General features: G+C 38.7%; 17 protein-coding genes and 1 pseudogene. 12 read left to right on the forward strand and 6 right to left on the reverse strand.

Going from position 1 to position 17678, the window contains the following annotated elements:
- Positions 1–41 precede the first annotated feature (41 nt).
- On the forward strand, positions 42–197 hold the full coding sequence (locus tag M3183_RS03895) for a Fur-regulated basic protein FbpA (RefSeq protein WP_251466693.1): 156 nt from the start codon (positions 42–44) through the stop codon (positions 195–197).
- 194 nt (positions 198–391) lie between these two features.
- Here the strand turns inward: M3183_RS03895 and M3183_RS03900 are convergent, their stop codons facing one another.
- Positions 392–1159 (reverse strand): SurA N-terminal domain-containing protein, encoded by a 768-nt coding sequence (locus M3183_RS03900; RefSeq protein ID WP_251466694.1) that lies wholly within the window; start codon positions 1157–1159, stop codon positions 392–394.
- 542 nt (positions 1160–1701) lie between these two features.
- On the opposite strand from M3183_RS03900, the gene M3183_RS03905 reads away from it, so the two are divergent.
- Positions 1702–2262, forward strand: coding sequence for a GNAT family N-acetyltransferase (locus M3183_RS03905; RefSeq protein ID WP_251466695.1), 561 nt, complete (start codon positions 1702–1704; stop codon positions 2260–2262).
- A 197-nt stretch (positions 2263–2459) separates the two neighbouring features.
- Here M3183_RS03905 and M3183_RS03910 read toward each other — a convergent pair whose 3' ends face one another.
- The 3 genes from M3183_RS03910 to M3183_RS03920 form a co-directional block, all read right to left on the reverse strand.
- Positions 2460–3983: an AbgT family transporter gene (locus tag M3183_RS03910; RefSeq protein WP_251466696.1), complete on the reverse strand. Its 1524-nt coding sequence runs from the start codon at positions 3981–3983 to the stop codon at positions 2460–2462.
- A 184-nt stretch (positions 3984–4167) separates the two neighbouring features.
- On the reverse strand, positions 4168–5145 hold the full coding sequence (locus M3183_RS03915; protein WP_251466697.1) for a glutathione S-transferase family protein: 978 nt from the start codon (positions 5143–5145) through the stop codon (positions 4168–4170).
- 297 nt (positions 5146–5442) lie between these two features.
- Positions 5443–5742 carry a hypothetical protein gene (locus tag M3183_RS03920; protein ID WP_251466698.1) on the reverse strand — a complete coding sequence of 100 codons (300 nt, stop codon included), beginning with the start codon at positions 5740–5742 and terminating at the stop codon, positions 5443–5445.
- Between the two features lie 405 nt (positions 5743–6147).
- Between M3183_RS03920 and M3183_RS03925 the strand changes: the two genes are divergently transcribed.
- From M3183_RS03925 to M3183_RS03955, 7 genes and pseudogenes are all read left to right on the forward strand, one after another.
- Positions 6148–7170 carry a DUF3231 family protein gene (locus M3183_RS03925; RefSeq protein WP_251466699.1) on the forward strand — a complete coding sequence of 341 codons (1023 nt, stop codon included), beginning with the start codon at positions 6148–6150 and terminating at the stop codon, positions 7168–7170.
- A gap of 303 nt (positions 7171–7473) precedes the next feature.
- Positions 7474–7827: a hypothetical protein gene (locus M3183_RS03930; protein ID WP_251466700.1), complete on the forward strand. Its 354-nt coding sequence runs from the start codon at positions 7474–7476 to the stop codon at positions 7825–7827.
- A gap of 39 nt (positions 7828–7866) precedes the next feature.
- Positions 7867–7971 (forward strand): annotated as a pseudogene (locus M3183_RS03935) (GNAT family N-acetyltransferase); the annotation flags it as partial.
- Positions 7972–8287: 316 nt separating this feature from the next.
- Complete coding sequence (locus M3183_RS03940; RefSeq protein ID WP_251466701.1) at positions 8288–8887, forward strand: TetR/AcrR family transcriptional regulator; 600 nt, start codon at positions 8288–8290, stop codon at positions 8885–8887.
- Between the two features lie 160 nt (positions 8888–9047).
- The gene (locus tag M3183_RS03945) at positions 9048–9197 is read left to right on the forward strand and encodes an anti-repressor SinI family protein (RefSeq protein WP_251466702.1); all 150 of its coding nucleotides are present in this window, start codon (positions 9048–9050) and stop codon (positions 9195–9197) included.
- A 386-nt stretch (positions 9198–9583) separates the two neighbouring features.
- The gene (locus M3183_RS03950; RefSeq protein ID WP_251466703.1) at positions 9584–9853 is read left to right on the forward strand and encodes a CD3324 family protein; all 270 of its coding nucleotides are present in this window, start codon (positions 9584–9586) and stop codon (positions 9851–9853) included.
- 141 nt (positions 9854–9994) lie between these two features.
- Entirely contained in the window at positions 9995–10645 is a 651-nt protein-coding gene (locus M3183_RS03955) for a FusB/FusC family EF-G-binding protein (protein ID WP_251466704.1), read from the forward strand.
- Between the two features lie 141 nt (positions 10646–10786).
- On the opposite strand, the gene M3183_RS03960 is transcribed toward M3183_RS03955, so the two are convergent.
- Together M3183_RS03960 and M3183_RS03965 are read right to left on the reverse strand one after the other, a co-directional pair.
- Positions 10787–11632 carry an alpha/beta fold hydrolase gene (locus M3183_RS03960; RefSeq protein ID WP_251466705.1) on the reverse strand — a complete coding sequence of 282 codons (846 nt, stop codon included), beginning with the start codon at positions 11630–11632 and terminating at the stop codon, positions 10787–10789.
- A gap of 601 nt (positions 11633–12233) precedes the next feature.
- Positions 12234–13598, reverse strand: a complete 1365-nt coding sequence (locus M3183_RS03965; protein WP_251466707.1) for a sigma-54 interaction domain-containing protein — start codon at positions 13596–13598, stop codon at positions 12234–12236.
- 240 nt (positions 13599–13838) lie between these two features.
- On the opposite strand from M3183_RS03965, the gene ahlS reads away from it, so the two are divergent.
- The 3 genes from ahlS to M3183_RS03980 are packed head-to-tail and all read left to right on the forward strand — an operon-like array spanning position 13839 to position 17297.
- Positions 13839–14687, forward strand: coding sequence for an AhlS family quorum-quenching N-acyl homoserine lactonase (gene ahlS / locus M3183_RS03970; protein ID WP_251466709.1), 849 nt, complete (start codon positions 13839–13841; stop codon positions 14685–14687).
- A gap of 15 nt (positions 14688–14702) precedes the next feature.
- Positions 14703–15827, forward strand: coding sequence for a zinc-dependent alcohol dehydrogenase family protein (locus tag M3183_RS03975; protein ID WP_251466711.1), 1125 nt, complete (start codon positions 14703–14705; stop codon positions 15825–15827).
- Between the two features lie 30 nt (positions 15828–15857).
- Positions 15858–17297, forward strand: a complete 1440-nt coding sequence (locus tag M3183_RS03980) for an NAD-dependent succinate-semialdehyde dehydrogenase (RefSeq protein WP_311315348.1) — start codon at positions 15858–15860, stop codon at positions 17295–17297.
- The last annotated feature ends 381 nt before the right edge of the window (positions 17298–17678 follow it).

A 17678-nucleotide genomic window follows, 5' to 3' on the forward strand; every position in this document is an offset into this window, starting at 1 on the left:
CATATTTAAGAGCCAATCTAATAAAAAAGGAATTGGTAATCATGGAAAATAAACTTCGATATGCTGTTCAGTTAAAAAGGCAAAATTTAATTAAGAAGTTAATTAAATCAGGTGTTTATAAAAAAAATAGCAGTCATCTTTATGAATTAACATTAAGTGACCTTGAAAGGGAGTACCAATATATTGTGAAAAAATAATCTCTTTTTAAATTTTTGCAAAAGAAATATTGAATAAAAAAAAAAGATAGATCAAAAGGGGCCGTTAACAAGCTAAAGATCCCCATAAATAAAGTGAATAAAAAAGAAGATGAACACTGTGATTCATCTTCTTTTTTATTCAAAGGAGTATTTTTCATCAGCCCTTTAAGCTGTCCAATTTTGTGTGTAACATTTTAAATTTTAATATCTATTTTCGCATTTTTCTTTAACTCTTCAACCTGCTGTGCGAGTTTTTTCTGCTGTTCTTGCTGTTGAAGAGATTGTTTGATTTGCGGTTTTACTTCTTCAAGCTTTGGAATTTCTTGTCCAGTGCTCTTCCCTTGTTCCGCATATTGATCATACGTTTTTTGAATTTCTTCATCGGTTATTTCACCGGCTGGTACTTCCTTCTCCATATACTCTTTAAATTTAATATCGTCAGCTATTTGCGTTTCAAGTGTCTTCATATCCATACCGGATTGTTTAAGAGCCGCTTCGAAATCTTTTTCCGTTTTAAACTGTTTTTTCATTTCGTCCAGCTGCTTTTTAATATCTGCATCTGAAGCTTTATAGCCTTTCTTATCTGCCTCTTGAAGTAGGAGAGTTTGTCCGACTAAGCTGTCAATGGTCTGTTTTTTTAATTGCTCTGCCGCTTCTTTTGAAGTCGGGTCTTGTCCCATTTGCTGCATTTGTCCTTGTATCGATGCTAGAGCGCTGTTATAATCGCTTCCTAAGATTTCTTTATTATTCACGATGGCAACCGTTTTCTTATCATCAATTTGCTGTGCTTCTAATTTCTTTTGCATTTCTTCCATTTGCTTCTGCTGATCCTTCTGCTGATCGGTTTGTGCTGTTTTTGCTTTATCATCATTTTTGGCTTCTTTACTTTGTTCATTTCCTCCGCATGCTGCTAAAACAATGACCATTAGACCGGCTATTAGTGTAAACATTAGTTTATTCATAATCGATCTCCTTCCATAAGGTATAAGTAAATTTTTTCCTAAAAAATCATCTAGTGCGCATTATAAAGTAAATTCAGTGAAAAAGAAACAATATACGCTCATTTTTAATATTTATTACAGGATTGAAACATAGTGATAATCGATATTTGGAAGTCAGCTCAATGAATTATTTGAAAACTAACTATCTTGATGTTCAGAACGCGGTTAAAATTTTTTTATTCTTTTCAGAAGGATTTCATTCTTAATAGGTATGATAAAACCATCAAGTCATAAAGGTGGTATGAAAATGGAAAGAATGAAATTTATTTTTACGGCTATTAGTCTATCTTTTGGTTTTGTGTTGATGGTAGTTTTACCAGGGGGGATATTCAAATGAATTGTTTTGGTCCTTTACATCTAGAATGCATAAATTCTCCCTCTATACTGGAGGGAGGAATTTTTGTATTGAGGGTAATGTACTTAAACTGAAGGGATATTCATTGAACGAAATAACATCTTTTTTATGGTAAAATTCAAAATAAACCCATTTCGGAGGGGAAAGTATGTTTATACATAAAATAGATGAGGAGATATCTTTAAAATTAATAGAATTAAAAGAAGGGGAAAAGGTATTTGAATTAACGGATCATTCAAGAGAATATCTTAGAGAATGGCTTCCATGGCTTGATACTACAACAAAACGTGAAGATACCATAGAGTTTATCAAAACATGTTTAACAGGCTTTGCGGAAAATAAGAGTTTAACTACAGTTATTTTATATAAAGGAGAAATCGTGGGAGCTGCCGGCTTTAATAGTATAAACTGGTCAAACAAAACAGCCTATATTGGTTATTGGCTTGCAGAAGAATATCAGGGAAAGGGGATTATGACCAAGGCTGCTAAGGCATTGACTGAATATGCTTTTAAAGAGTTAAACCTTAATAAGGTTGAGATTAGGGCTGCGGCAGGTAATAAGAAAAGCAGGAGTATTCCCGAAAGATTAAACTTTGTAAACGAGGGATGTATTAGAAAAGCAGAATGGCTGTATGACCATTATGTTGATCACGTTATTTATGGAATTCTGGCAGAGGAATGGAATAAAAATGAGATAAACTCTTATTAAATGAACGGGAGATTTGGCAGTAAAGTCACCTCTGTCAATAAAGAGGACCATTTTTTCTATAAGAGCCGTGAAGCACATCTAACCTTCACAAATAATGAACCCATTTTGATTAAAATGGGTTCATTATTATTTTTTATAAAATGTGTATTGATATTCCGGTCAATAATCCTGGATTCAGTAGTCCAAGTAATGCAGACCTAATAATGGACGCCAATTCCAGGTCCGAATGGAATTCCTAAGAATACAAAGAGCAGCAATAATATGATCCATACCACAAGGAAGATCAGATTGTATGGCAGCATAAGTGAAATTAAGGTTCCCAGGCCTGCCTTTTTATCATATTCCCTCATGAACCCTAACACTACAACGAAATATGGATTCATCGGTGTAAGGGTATTGGTGGATGATTCCGCAATCCGATAAGCTGCTTGTATGAATGCTGGATGATAGCCTAATAAATAGAACATTTTCAAGAATACAGGAGCTTCAAGCGCCCACAAGGCTGAGCCGCTAAAAACAACCAGGTTCAACAAAGCGGTAAGCAATGTAAAGGCAACTACCACGATAATTCCAGTAACTCCAATTGATTTTAAGAAATCGGCGCCGCTGACCGCTAACCATGAACCAATATTAGACCACTCGAAATAGGCAATAAACTGTGCTGCGGCAAATATAAGGACGATGAAGCCAGACATGTCCTTCATCGCTTCGCCCATATACCTCGCAATAGCCTTAGAGTTATCAATTTTTTTGACTGTTACTCCGTACGCAACCGCAACGGCAATGAAGAAAAGCGTGACAATGGGTACAATCCCAGCAAGTAATGGCGACGGGATGAGACCGCCCTTCTCATTTCGAAGGGGTGAATCAGGTATAAAGATTAAAACCAATAGTAATCCAACATAAATGACCGTTGTGATACCGGCATTACGCAGCCCTTTTTTCTCAAGAGGTGTCGTTTCATGAAATTCCTTTTTCACATCTCCATCATATGCCCCAAGTCTTGGTTCTACGATTTTCTCGGTAATCCAGGCACCAATAAAAGAGAGTACAAGTGTCGATGCAATCATGAAATACCAGTTATCAACCGGCGTAACCGTAACAGCGGCATCTACCTTTTCCATTACTTCAGCTGAGATCCCTGACATGACGGCATCGGTATTTGTTACCAGAATGTTAGCCGTAAAACCTGACCCTACACCGGCAAAACCTGCAGCAAGACCAGCTAATGGATGTCTTCCCAGGTTATAAAAAACCATTGCTGCAAGCGGCGGGATGATGACAAATGAAGCATCTCCAGCTATATTACCAATGATTCCTGTAAAAACAACCGCATATGTAATGATCGCCTTTGGTGCCCGCAGGATGGTGTTTTTAATAAATGTTTCCAAAAGGCCTACCTTATCGGCCAGCCCAATTCCAAGCATCATCGTTAAGACAATCCCGAGCGGTTTAAACCCGACAAAATTATCCAGCATGGAAGTAAGCATAAACTGAAAACCTTCTTTGGTTAACAGGCTTTTTATCGCAACTACTTTTTCGCTTCCAGGCTGTTTAAATGTCACATCAAATAAAGAGATCAGCCATGATAAAATGATGACGATTACGGCAAGTGAAACGAAAAGAATAAACGGGTCAGGCAGCTTGTTGCCTATCCGCTCAATGCCATTTAAAAAACGAACAAATCTTGTATTTGCTTTTTTATCAACTTGTGTTGCCATTTTTTCCACCCCAAATCAATTTTTCCCGGTAGTAATGTCATCTACTATAATTTATTAATTAGATATAAATACTGGGGAATAAAAATATAAAATCCTATTTAAAGAGCCATCATGGACTCCTCCAACAGGTAATTCCGGCTTATTATGGATACCGAAAGCTTTGACGCTATTGTTTTCAACAACTTTACTTACTTAATCTTTCACGATGATGAGGAGTGCTCCACCCCGAAAGATCAGGTCCCTTTGGTATAATGTTTAGCGGGTTATTGCCAGAAGCATACTGGGCCTTTTTCATCGCTTCAAAATCAGTCGTGTCACCGAAACCAGGTGTTTGATATAAATCGCGGGCGTATCCCCACAAATTTGGAAAGTCAATAAGGCGGTTTCGATTTGCTTTATATTCTGTGTAATAGATCACATCAAAGCGGGCTAAGGAAACATAAAGCCTTACATCAGAATCTGAAATAAAATCGCCAAATAAGTACCGCTGTGAAGCCAGACGCTGTTCTAATTCATCCAATCTTGCAAATAAGGCATCATACGCTTTCTCGTAATCTTCTTGTGAATCTGCAGAGCCGCATTTATATACACCCTTATTGATATCATGGTAAATAACGTCATTTAGTTCATCAATATCCTTTCGTAAGTGTTCAGGGTATAAATCTGGTGCTCCTTTTTTATGAAAAGGGGCCCAGGCAGTCTCAAAGATGTTTGTCAATGTAAGATAATCATTATAAACGACCTTTTTGGTTTGAATATCTGCTACGGCAGGAACAGAAGCCCGTCCGCTATATTCTGGATCTGAATGAAAATACGCTTCACTTAAATAACGAATACCTAAAACAGGATCGACTCCTGCATCATCAAGTGAAAATTCCCATCCTTGTTCTGATCGTATTGGATTGACCGTCCCTAAACTAATCACATCTTCTAATCCAAGAAGCTTCCGGACAATGACAGACCGATGTGCCCAAGGACAATGAGGAGACCATAATAAACGATACCTTCCAGCTTCAATTGAAAGTTCACCGGGATTATGACCAAACGGTGCAGTAAATCTATTATTTGGGCGGTTTACTTGTTCCGTTTCAGCAGCACCTGTTTTATTTTTAATTTTACTAAAATCAAGCTGGCAAAATGTTTGTTCTTCAATTCCTGACATTGAATACAGCCTCTCATGATATTTTTTTATTAAAATAGTAAATTGTTTTTTAATTCCGAGTTTTTTTATATGATTTATTATTTTAATATTATCCTATTTATATGTCAATGTTTAAATGATCTTCCTTTATTCGGCAGGCTGATAGAAGGAAACAGTCTATATTAGGTAAAAGTAAGAAAAGATCATGAACTATTCTGAAAGCAATTTGGCCGATTCATTCAATAAAAAAATTACTCATAATCAAGAATGGGCTTTAATTGCGATGTAAGAATATGGCTTTATAAATAAAAAATCCAGTTATTCACTGGATTTAGGGTTAGTTGATTCTGAGGTATTTGGTTTTTCGATGAATTTTTGAAAAGCATAGTTCAAGAGAGCCAGCGAGTAAGATATGAAAAAGATTATTTTAGAGTTAAACTTTTTTAATTGATAATGACCCATTTTTTGAAAAAGTGCACTTAAGGGATAGGCAAAAACTAAATCCATTATTAAATTACAAAATGCATATAAAAAAAACTTTCCATATGTAAAACGAAACACCCACAAATTAGTTGTAAAAAATGGTCCAAATATAAAGGATAAAGCATCAAATATCATGTATTTGGTACCTCCTTTTACCTTCCACCATTTAAAAATGGGATTTAGGAGTGTTTGTATTAACAAAATACATGAGCAAAATAATGTAACTGGCAAATATCTTTTAAAGGATTGTTTTGGATAAAAGAATATAACAATTGCCCATAACACTATTGCGTTTGCTATTCTAAAAAAATTTACTAGCAAAATGATCACCCTAAGTTTTTTTGTTAGGATGTGTTAATTAACTGATTTTATTCTATTGTTCAGCCCTTCATATTTAACTAAACGTTTAGATAAACAAGAAAATATAGTATGAGCTTTTGTGATTACTGGGCTCACTTTTTCAGAGTATATACAGCCAATACATACTATAGGTAATTTATGGGGAAGGTACATATAGTATTTCTATTTTGGAGGTTACTTATGGAGGAAAAGGAAACCCAGATAAGGTTAACAGCAGGTGAGATTGCTCAGCTTTGGCTTCAATATTTAAATGACAGCTCAAGCATATGTATCCTTTCGTATTTTTTAGAAAAAGCGGAGGATGAGGAAATTAAGCCTATCATTCAATATGCATTAGAGTTATCTAAGACACATATTGAAAAAATTACAGCCATTTTAACGGAGGAAAAAAATGTAGTTCCATATGGTTTTAGTATAAAGGAGGATGTAGACCTGGCTGCTCCTAGACTTTATTCTGACAGTTTTGTACTTAATTTTATAAACCAAATGTCTAAGGTTGGCCTTACAGCATATGCAGGCAGTGTAGCAGCATCTGTAAGAGACGACATAAAAACCTATTATATGGACTGCCTTACCGAAACAATGCATTTATACAAAAAATCGACCGATTTATTATTGTCGAAGGGATTGTTTATCAGGTCTCCCAGTCTGCCTGATTTAGAAAAGGTTGAATTCGTAAAAAAACAATGGTTTATGTTAGATGTGTTTGGCGAGAAAAGGCCATTAACAGCATCTGAAGTAGATAATTTATTTGCGAATCTCCAAAGAAATGCATTGGGAGTAACGGCCCTTACCGGATTTAGTCAGGTTGCACAAGAAAAGAATGTAAAACAATTCTTTTTAAAAGGATTAGAAATTGGGAATAAACATATTCAATTATTTAGAGGTAAGTTAGAGGAAAGTAAACTCCCTGCCCCAATGGGGTGGGATTCAGAAATAACAAATAGTACAACATATACGTTTTCTGATAAGCTTATGATGTTCTTCACATCTGGTTTGATTTCTTTGAGCATTGGGTATTACGGTACAGCCATCAGTCAAAGTCCTAGAGCTGATATTAGTGCAATGTATAACAGGCTGTCCTTAGAAATACAGTTGTATTCCGAGGATGGAGCAAATATTATGATAAAAAATGGGTGGTTAGAGCAGCCTCCTATGGCAGCCGATAGAGATAAATTAATAAGGAAAAAGAATCAATTGTAATTCCTATTCAAGTCCTTCTGCATATAAACAGGAAGGGCTTTTTTTATTACCAATTAGGAATTGTGCAAATTCCTTTATAGATTATAGATATTTTGTGAAGGAATTTACTTACTAATGGGTTCGTTTGTTAAAGATCAAGATACATGCGGCGGTCTTTTTCTTGTTTAGTTATCGGGGCAGGTTGGCTTAAATAATTACCCTATCCGCATTTGTCATATAATGTTTTAAGAATCAGGGCGAATACCCAGGAATTTATCCCCAAAATGCATATGCTCTAATATAAATTAAATGAGGAGGATGAACGTGATTCTTAATTATCATGCTTGTAGTCCAACATACGAGAGGATTGGTCCAGGTCATGGTCATGGTTTTGGTAGTCCAGGTATAGGTGCACCTGGTTCTGGTGTAGGTTTTTCCCCAGGACTTGGCTTAGGCGGGCCAGGCTCTGGAGCTGGTTTTGGCCCTGGAATTGGTCTAGGTGGACCAGGTATAGGTGCACCAGGCTCTGGCGTAGGTTTTTCTCCAGGACTTGGTTTAGGCGGACCAGGCTCTGGACTTGGTTATTATCCAGGACTTGGTTTAGGTGGACCAGGCATTGGCGGCTACCCTCACCCATACTATTATCCTTATCCATATTCATCGTACCCGTACTATTAATCGATAAATTTAGAGATTTGCCTGGCTGCGTTTCTACAATATAAAAAGTTTGGTTTTAAAACAGAAGGCATTTTAAAGAATGACAAAGTTCTTTCTGACGGTAAATACTATAACACCGTTGTTATGGGGAGATTTAAGGAATGATGGCAGTTCAATAGTGGTCTAATTATGATACGGTCAATAATATAATTAAAAGGATTTATATCAAGTGCAGTGGTAATCATTTTAAAAATTTGTTAATGTTCAGATGAGTTTCTTTGGAAACTCTTTTTTTATGAATCCTAAAATATAAATAATTATTTTAGTTTTCAATAAATAACTTTAAGGGCCAAATTCCTGAAAAAAGAAAGGGATCTTAAATGTTTTCTGAAAATTTACAAATTAATATTGACTCCAAGTGAATTTTTATAAGATAATACTAACGAGTAATATATGGTTTATATTTTGAAGGAGATGTCAAATGGGCAAAAGGGGCAGGAAAAAAGGGGCTAGCGGTGAACAGAGCAGAGCTCTATTGCTTTCGATTGCTGCAGAAGAGTTTGCGAACAAGGGTTATTATCAAACAAAGGTTAGCACAATCGTTCAAAGGGCAGGCGTAACGCAGCCAACCTTTTACCTTTACTTTAAAAGTAAAGAGGCAATATATCAGGAATTAATGGATTCGTTTAGCAAAGGGCTGTTTGATCTTACTAGTAAGAGTAGATTAGAACCCGGAATTGATTTCAACTCCTTACCATTGAGAATTACAAAAGGATTAACGGGAATCTTTACTTTTTTTTCTGAGAATCAAAATGTAACGCGCATTGGATTTTTTAATTCATTAGAGGCTGAAGTGATTAAAAAACAGTTAGCCCTGCAAATAAGAGACAACTTAATTTCTGAAGTGAAGAATGGTTATTTTCAAACGGATATGGATATGGGCTTGATAGCTGAGATTTTAGTTGGCACCATTGAGCGTCTCACCCTTACCAAATTATTTCCGGGTATAAAAGAACCCGAAGAAATTGCATCAGAGATTGTTCATCTTTTTCTAAACGGAATGTTATCAAAAAGGGAATAGTTTTTTACTGTTATTGGACTGGATTTTCATTTTGGTCTAAGTACATCAAAAAACGACCACAGGCTATTATTCTATTAGCATTAGAGGATGCAAAATTTTGGATTCACATAAAGCCAGCATTATAAGGACAAGGCTTATTATGAGGTAAGGAGAAATGGTAATGGAGAGAAAGCTAGATAATGAATGGGTGGACTTGATTATTCAGGCTAAACAAGTGGGGATTCCTATAGAGGAGATTCGCAGGTTTCTTAGAGAGGGAACTTTAGCTAAGGCAGCACATCTTGAAAACAAAAATGTGGTGAATGAATAAAGTTTCGTTTTTTAAAAAGCAAAAGTAAGAGCAGTGGTGAAAAATGTAAACCACTGCTCTTATTGCCTATTCTGATAAAATTTTTGTGCGTTTTTTTCATTTTGTTTCACTAACAAATGTAGAGCCCAAAAGGAGTGCTCCACCCAGCATAAAAAACGATTCATTCGGAAAGTAAAATTCGTTATAATAATACACTAAAGGGGGTGCTTACAGATGGAGAATCACTTAAGATTGTCAGGTACTTCTTACACTCATGCAAAGCCTATTATTGGAAAGGCGATACTTTGCATGGGGCGAAAAAGTTAATTTTATCGCTGAACAAGCTTTTCTAATATTTTGGCTTTGCACCTTATTTTTTTCAAAATCAAAATAAGGGGCGGGCAAATTTGAAATATATGAATGCAAACAAAGTTTTACCTGAAAAGCTAATCATGGAAATCCAAAAGTATGTCCAAGGGGAAACCCTTTATATTCCTAAGCAGGAAGCGGAGTATCAGAAATGGGGAACATCAAGCGGCGGAAGACAGCTGCTTGACCACCGTAATGCTGCCATTAGAAAATCCTTTTCGAACGGCTGCAGTATCCAGCAGCTGGCTGAGGAATATTATCTTTCAACGGAAACGATTAAGAAGATTGTCTATTCACATAAAAAGTAGGCGAACAGCACTGGTGAACATCCTTCATCCGTGCTGTTCTTATGTAAAAAACGTTTCTAAGTCATTTTCTCCATTTTAAAGGCGTGGTGCAGTATTTAAAATAGGATTAAGTATGAATGAAAATGATGGGAGATTTTCGTGATGGACCAAAAGTTTATGAAAAATGAACAATTGAATTTTATAAAAAAACAAATTGCTTTCATTAAAGACAGCACCAAAAAGAACGTACCCCAAAACGTATTGGCGGCTGTGGTTGATTTAGCCAATGCCAAAATCCTGGCTCTCTTTCCAAATGCATCACCGGAACAACAGGAAATGCTGGACCTATCCAAACTGAAAACAGATAAAGAGTATGAGCAATATATTCAGCATCTTTCGGACTATTTACGGCCGTTTCCAAAAATCACCGAGCAGCAGCTGAAAAAAATGTTTCCGAAACATAAAAAATTAAAGCTGCCGGATTTATCAACTATAGACCACAGCCAGCTGACCTATTTAAGCTGGAATGACCTAAGATCCAATAAAAAATTTATAGTATATGAGCTGGAGGGGAAAATGGCCGGTATTGAATGTGAATTTGCACCAACTAGTAAAAAAAATCTTTGTTCCATCTGTAACAGTTTTGGCGAGGTTGTCTATTTTTCCACCGTAACGAAAGCGAAAAAACCGAAAAACCCGGATTATTACAGGGCTATCGGCAATCTTATTTGTGCTGACAGCAGTGAATGCAATAAAAAAATAACAAATGTCGAATATTTGACCACTTTCCTGAAAGACTCATTAGGAATATGAAAGCTTTACATGGTGGTGGACACCATTTTGGGTTTTACCCCTTTTTCAGCAGGTATATAATACCTCGAAATAGCAAAGTCTGGGGGCGGTTCGTGATCTCAGTATAAGGGCAAAAAAAGAACCGTTCCCCTCTATCTGCTGCTATTCTAATAAATAGTTAAGTGCAGGTGATAATCCATGGATGGTTGTTGTGAGATGATCTAATCCTTCCAATCTTGTAAGACCAGCATGCGGTATTTTAGAGGATAGATATTCAGCATGGGACATTGGAACGTTTACATCTTGATCACCGTGCCAAAAATGGATAGGGACTTTTATCTTTTCAAATGGTATATTCCATGGCGTTCCGAAAATTTTCCCATCATCAATCATTCCATAAGGGGTTTTAGAACTTTCAATGGCTAAATTTGTGTAACCGTTGATCACTGCAGGTGTTAATTTTTGCTGGCTTTCTTTTGGCATCTTTTCTACCAGACTATTGACGTATTGAACAGGATTTTCCTTTACTTTGGCAACAAATGCCTCAAGCAGTTCTGGCTGGTATAACGCAGCCTTTATCGAACTTTTCTCCTCCTCCCCCATTTCTTCTAACAGCTCCGGTATATATACCGGTCCAACCCCGCATAAAATAGCTGTCTTTTCTACTTTCTCAGGCATAAAATAACTGATGGAAATAGCATAAGGTGTCCCGCCGGAAGGTGCTATGATGGAAAAGGACGAGAGATTTAGATGCTCAAGTAATTCCGAGAAATCCAAATTCCAATCTTGAAGAGTTCTGCCTTTTTGGGGATCGGATAATCCATAACCAGGGCGATCTACCACAAAAAGACGGACAAACGGAACAGCCGACTCAATGATTTGGGCAGCTGGATGATTTCTAGCCCCAGGTGTACCGTGGAAGAAGAAAATAGGCTTCCCCTTGGCATTTCCATACTCAGAATAGCCTAGCTTTCTCCCATCTCTTAAGACGATTGTTTGATCTTTCATATTCCACTACCTCCTTGATTAGATATTCTAACTTTAATGGATATTCATGAATTCGGGAGGAAATGCCTATTTTTGAAGATGGGGGTGCTATAAGGTGTTTTTAGTGAAGGTAAAGCAGATATCAATGTTGGAAACTTGAAACTGTAGGATCGTGAAGTTGTTGAAGGCATCTGTACCCTTTGAATGAAATAACATACATTCGGAAAAAAGTGATGTTTGTACATAAAATGGATGAGGTGTTTTCTTTAAAACGAATAAAGACCGGGGGAAGAGGTTTCTGAATCAGCCAATTATTTAAGAGGACCTTGTACAGAATAGGCAGTTTCTTCACTAATCGGGTACTATTGTAAGAAGGATATATAAAAAAGTCGATTTCTGATTTGCTCTAGGAAATCGGCCTTTTTATGTTAGTGAAATCTTTTTAGAGATTTCTTCAAAAGGGGGGCGTCAAGAATTCGTTCTTTCAGAAGGAGCTAATATATAAGGAAATTTTTAAAAAGATCTTGATTACAAAACGGCGGCAAATAGCTCGCCATCATCCGTCTTTGTCTTAGTAATAGCGGAGCTGAGCCTGCTGAAGCTGATACTGCAGCCTGAATTCCTATTGTCTATTCAAAGGCTGTCTCCACTTTTGCAGTTTTTTCACTAATGTACTATGATCAATTCCCAGTGATTTAGCGGCTTGGCGTATGGATGGATGGCTGATAACCGCCTCATTAACGATTCGTTTTTCCAGCTGTTCCAATCTGCTTTTCAAATCTGACGTTGATTCATTGGCTGTCTGCTGAAACTGATAGGGAAGGTGATAAGGTTCAATTCTTGGATCAGATATCGAAGTAACAAGGTTCTCCATGATGTTTTTCAGCTCCCGTACATTTCCTGGCCATTGATAGTGAATGAGATAGCGCTTGGCCTCAGGTGTCATGACTTTTTGAATTTTATACCGCTGGCAATAGTATTCAAAATAATGATCTACGAGCAGCTCGATATCTTCCCTGCGCTCGCATAAAGGCGGAATCTGCAGTTCGATAACGGCGATCCTGTAGTAAAGGTCTTCCCTAAACTTTCCTTGTTTGATTAAATTTTTAATATCCTGGTTGGTTGCACTGATCAAGCGGATATCTACCGAAATGTCCTCTGTTCCTCCAACTCTTCGAATCTTCTTTTCTTGCAGAGCACGCAAAAGCTTAACTTGCAGCTGAATCGGCATCTCCCCAATTTCATCAAGCATAATGGTCCCATTATTAGCTAATTCTAATAATCCGATTTTTCCTTCCCGGCGGGCTCCTGTAAAGGCTCCGGAAGCATAACCAAAGAATTCAGATTCTAACAGGGTCTCAGGGATCGCACCACAGTTTACTTTTATAAATGGTTTATCTTTCCGGTCGCTGAACTCATGAATGAGGTTGGCAATTACCTCCTTCCCCGCACCTGATGGGCCGGTTAACAAAACACTTGTTGGGAATGGAGCAATTTGCGTTGCTTTTACATAGATTTTTTTCATTTGGATATCGCGGAAGAGAAATTTATTTCCTTCCTCATCAGTGGTTAAAGTAAATCGATAGTTTTGCATTTTTGAAAAAGTTTGGGCTTTACTCAGGTCCTTTTGTAATGAATTTAGTCTGGTAACATCTCTAACACTGGTAACAACCATTTCTATGGTTCCATCCTCAGCAAAAACGGGATTTCCCGTAACGATTACCTCTTTTTTATGGGCAATGGTTTGCAATAAAGAGACTTCTTTCTTTTCCTCTAGGACTAGAAGGGAGGCAGATTGATCGATAAATTCATCTTGAATTAAATCCATCATATGTCGTCCGACTAGTTGTTCCCGTGAGAATCCAGTGATCTGTTCATAAGCACGATTGACGAACATAGTAACTCCATGACGATCGACAACATAAATTCCATCTGTTGTGAATTCAAGAATGGCTAACATTTGTTTATTATTCAACACTTGAGCCATAAGCTTCACCCTTATCAAAATATAGGTGGTGAATTTTTTCAGAATTGCTGAATTTTTTCACCATATGTCTAGTATGAAGTTTTAAAGCCTATTTGTAAACCCTTTCTTAACTGGATGGTGAAATTATTCACCATTCTTATGAGTGTTAAAACGATGAATGACTGCAAGAATAGTACTTTGAAAGTTTGGCATGTTTCTTGCATTAAATTTAGTTGAATTAAAAAAACGAGGAGGCTTAACATGGCAAATATTATCACACCTAAACCGAAGCTATATGTATTGGACAATGGAAGAATGAGAATGGATAAAAACTGGATGATTGCGATGCATAATCCAGCGACAACTGACAACCCGGCAATGCCTTCTGAAATGGTGAAATTCCCAATTTATACAGTTCTAATTGATCACCCGGAAGGTAAAATTTTATTTGATACCTCCTGTAACCCAAATTCTATGGGGGCAGAAGGCCGTTGGACAGAAGCAACGCAAAAAGCATTCCCGTGGGAGGCTGGCGAGGAGTGCTACCTTCATAACCGTTTGGAACAGCTTAAGGTTCGTCCGGAAGATATTAAATATGTAATTGCTTCCCATCTGCATTTAGATCATGCCGGCTGTTTAGAAATGTTTACAAACGCAACCATCATTGTACATGAAGATGAATTCAATGGTACGCTTCAAAGCTATGCCCGCCATCAAAAGGAAGGCGCTTATATATGGGGTGATATTGATGCCTGGATTAAAAATCAGCTGCACTGGCAGACCATCAAGCGGGATGAGGATTTCCTTGAGCTAGCTTCCGGGATTCGGATTTTAAACTTTGGAAGCGGACATGCCTGGGGAATGCTTGGACTACACGTAGAGATGCCTGAGAAAGGCGGGATTATCTTAGCTTCAGATGCGATCTATACGGCAGAAAGCTTTGGGCCGCCAATTAAGCCGCCAGGAATTATCTATGATTCTGTTGGTTATGCAAAAGCCGTTGAAAAAATCCGCCGCCTGGCAAAAGAAACGAATTCAGAGGTCTGGTTTGGCCACGATTCTAATCAATTTGCCAAGTTTATTAAATCTACCGAGGGATATTACGAATAAAAAGGAGAATGAGTGATGAAAATACGTGCAGCAGTACTTCATGAATTGGGACTTCCTGCCCCTTATGCCAAAAGTAAACCTATCAAGATTGAAACACTGGAGCTGGATCCTCCTGGACGTGGAGAAGTGTTGGTACAAATTAAGGCTGCTGGTCTGTGCCATTCGGATCTTTCCGTTATTAACGGAAGCCGCCCCCGCCCGATGCCAATGGCGCTGGGGCATGAAGCAGCGGGAGTCGTTGTTGAAGTCGGAGAAGGCGTTACCGACCTGGTACCAGGGGATCATGTCGTTTGTGCTTTCGTTCCAAGCTGTGGTCATTGTCTCCCTTGCCAAGAAGGACGGCCTGCGCTTTGTGAACCAGGGGCTGAAGCCAATACAGCCGGCACGTTAATAAGCGGTGAACGACGGATTCATTTAAACGATGGAACGATTCATCACCATTTAGGTGTTTCTGCTTTTGCCGATCATGCGGTGGTTTCAAGAAACTCCTTAATAAAAGTGGATCCTGAAATTCCATTTGATAAAGTCGCTGTATTCGGATGTGCGGTTATTACCGGGGTAGGAGCCGTTGTCAATACAGCCGGGATTGAAATGGGCAGTACGGTGGCTGTCATTGGGCTTGGAGGAGTTGGGCTAAGTGCACTTCTTGGGGCCGTCACAGCAGGAGCCAGCCGGATTATCGCAGTAGATGTCAATGATGCAAAGCTTGCACAGGCACGTGAATTAGGAGCTACTGATACATTTAATTCGAGAGATGTGGAAGTCGTCTCCCAAATTCGTGAAGCAACTGGCGGCGGTGTTGATTATGCATTTGAAACAGCAGGTGTTGTTCCTGCCATGAACGTAGCTTATGGTATTACAAAAAGAGGAGGTACAACAGTTACGACCGGATTGCCGCATCCTGATGATCATTTTTCCTTCCCGCAAGTTACCTTGACGGCGGAAGAGCGTACGCTTAAAGGATCCTATGTAGGAAGCTGTGTGCCAGCACGGGATATTCCTCGTTTTATTGAATTATATAAGCAGGGCCGTCTGCCTGTCGATAGATTGTTAACGGATCATTTATCGCTGGATGAGATCAACGAAGGATTTGATCGGCTTGCAAGAGGGGAAGCTTCCCGTTTAGTCGTTGTATTCTAATTCAACAAGAGAAGAAAGGCGGAAGCAATGGTGGAAAAGTATCAGTTATTTGTTGGCGGAGAATGGGTTGATAAAAAAGAAACATTTGATGTCATCAATCCTGCAACAGAAGAAATTATTGCCAAGGTGCCTAATGCAGGAAAAGAAGAAATGAAACTTGCGGTTGAAGCTGCTGTACATATTCAGCCGGAATGGGCAGACACGGTTGCGGCCGAACGTGCAAGAATTCTTGTGGAAGCCGCGAAATTGATGCGTGAGCGGACAGAGAAGCTGGCTCGAATTATGACGTTAGAAGAAGGGAAACCTCTTAGTGAATCACGTGGTGAAATCGCCTATGCCATTTCTTTTTTGGAATGGTTTGCCGAGGAGGCTAAACGAATCTATGGAGATACTATCCCTTCGAACTCGAAGGATAAACGCATACTAGTGATCAAGCGTCCGGCAGGCGTGACAGCCGCCATTACCCCATGGAACTTTCCAGCAGCGATGATTACAAGAAAGATCGGACCGGCACTCGCTGCAGGATGTACTATGATTGTCAAGCCATCTGAAATGACGCCATTATCTGCACTGGAGATTGCCGGCATTTTTGAAGAGGCAGGTCTGCCTAAAGGTGCCTTATCAGTAGTCGCTGGAACTGATCCAGCTGAGCTGACACAAGTCTTAATGGAAGATATCCGTGTGCGTAAAATCTCTTTCACAGGTTCGACGAATGTTGGGAAACTGTTAATGAGACAGGCATCTGATACCATGAAGCGGGTTTCTTTTGAATTAGGGGGACATGCTCCGTTTATTGTCTTCCCAGATGCAGATTTGGATGAGGCTGTTGCTAATGCTGCTTTGGCAAAGATGAGGGGGATGGGTGAAACATGCGTGGCGGCCAACCGCTTCTATGTCCATCACGATATTTTACCAGCCTTTACAGAAAAATTAACGGCACGCCTGCAGGCTATGAAAGTTGGGAATGGCCTTGAGGAGGGAATCACAGTCGGTCCTCTTATTGAGCCGGCAGCTGTACAAAAAGTCGAAGAACATGTACAAGATGCGGTTTCGAAGGGTGCCAAACTGTTATTGGGCGGTAAACGTACAGAATCTGAAAAAGGATTCTATTATCCGCCAACGATTCTTGCAGGCGTAACGGAAGATATGAAGATATCCTGTGAAGAAACATTTGGCCCGGTTGTGGCGATTCTTCCTTTTGAAACGGAGGATGAAGTCATCCACAAAGCAAATGATACACGTTATGGTTTGGCTGCCTATTTCTTTACAAGGGATGTGGGCAGAATTTTCCGTCTTGCTGAACGGTTAGAATTTGGCATTCTCGGTGCGAATGACGGGCTGCCATCCACCGCCCAAGCCCCATTTGGCGGTGTAAAGGAATCAGGATTAGGACGGGAAGGAAGTAAATACGGAATCGAAGAATATCTCGATATTAAATATTTATCCCTTGGTGGAATTTCTGCCAAATAAGTAAGGAGGGCTTCCCAACCACTTTGGTTGGCATAAAGCCCTCTTTTTTATATTAAATTCGGGCAGCAAGCACCCATTGCCTGCCAAAGAACTTTTTTTTCGAAATAAGGTTCTCCACCAAAAGACCCTGCAGCTATTTGCACCCCATATATGGATTATATGGCAGCTGAAGTCGAGGGGGAGAGCCAAGTATGAAATTAGTTTTTCCATGATTCATCTCATTTATTTTGTTGGTGCATTCCTAACAGGATATGTATAAACGAAGCTCTCTATCAACCAGATATTTCAGGAGCAGGGGATACTGTGGATATTCTGCAAAGTGAAACAGCATCGGGTATAACTGCATCACCTTTATTTTTCCTATTAACCTTTACGGGAGAA

Origin of the sequence: Neobacillus mesonae, assembly GCF_023715155.1 — a bacterium.
In the GTDB taxonomy this organism is placed as follows: Bacteria; Bacillota; Bacilli; order Bacillales; family Cytobacillaceae; genus Neobacillus; species Neobacillus mesonae_A.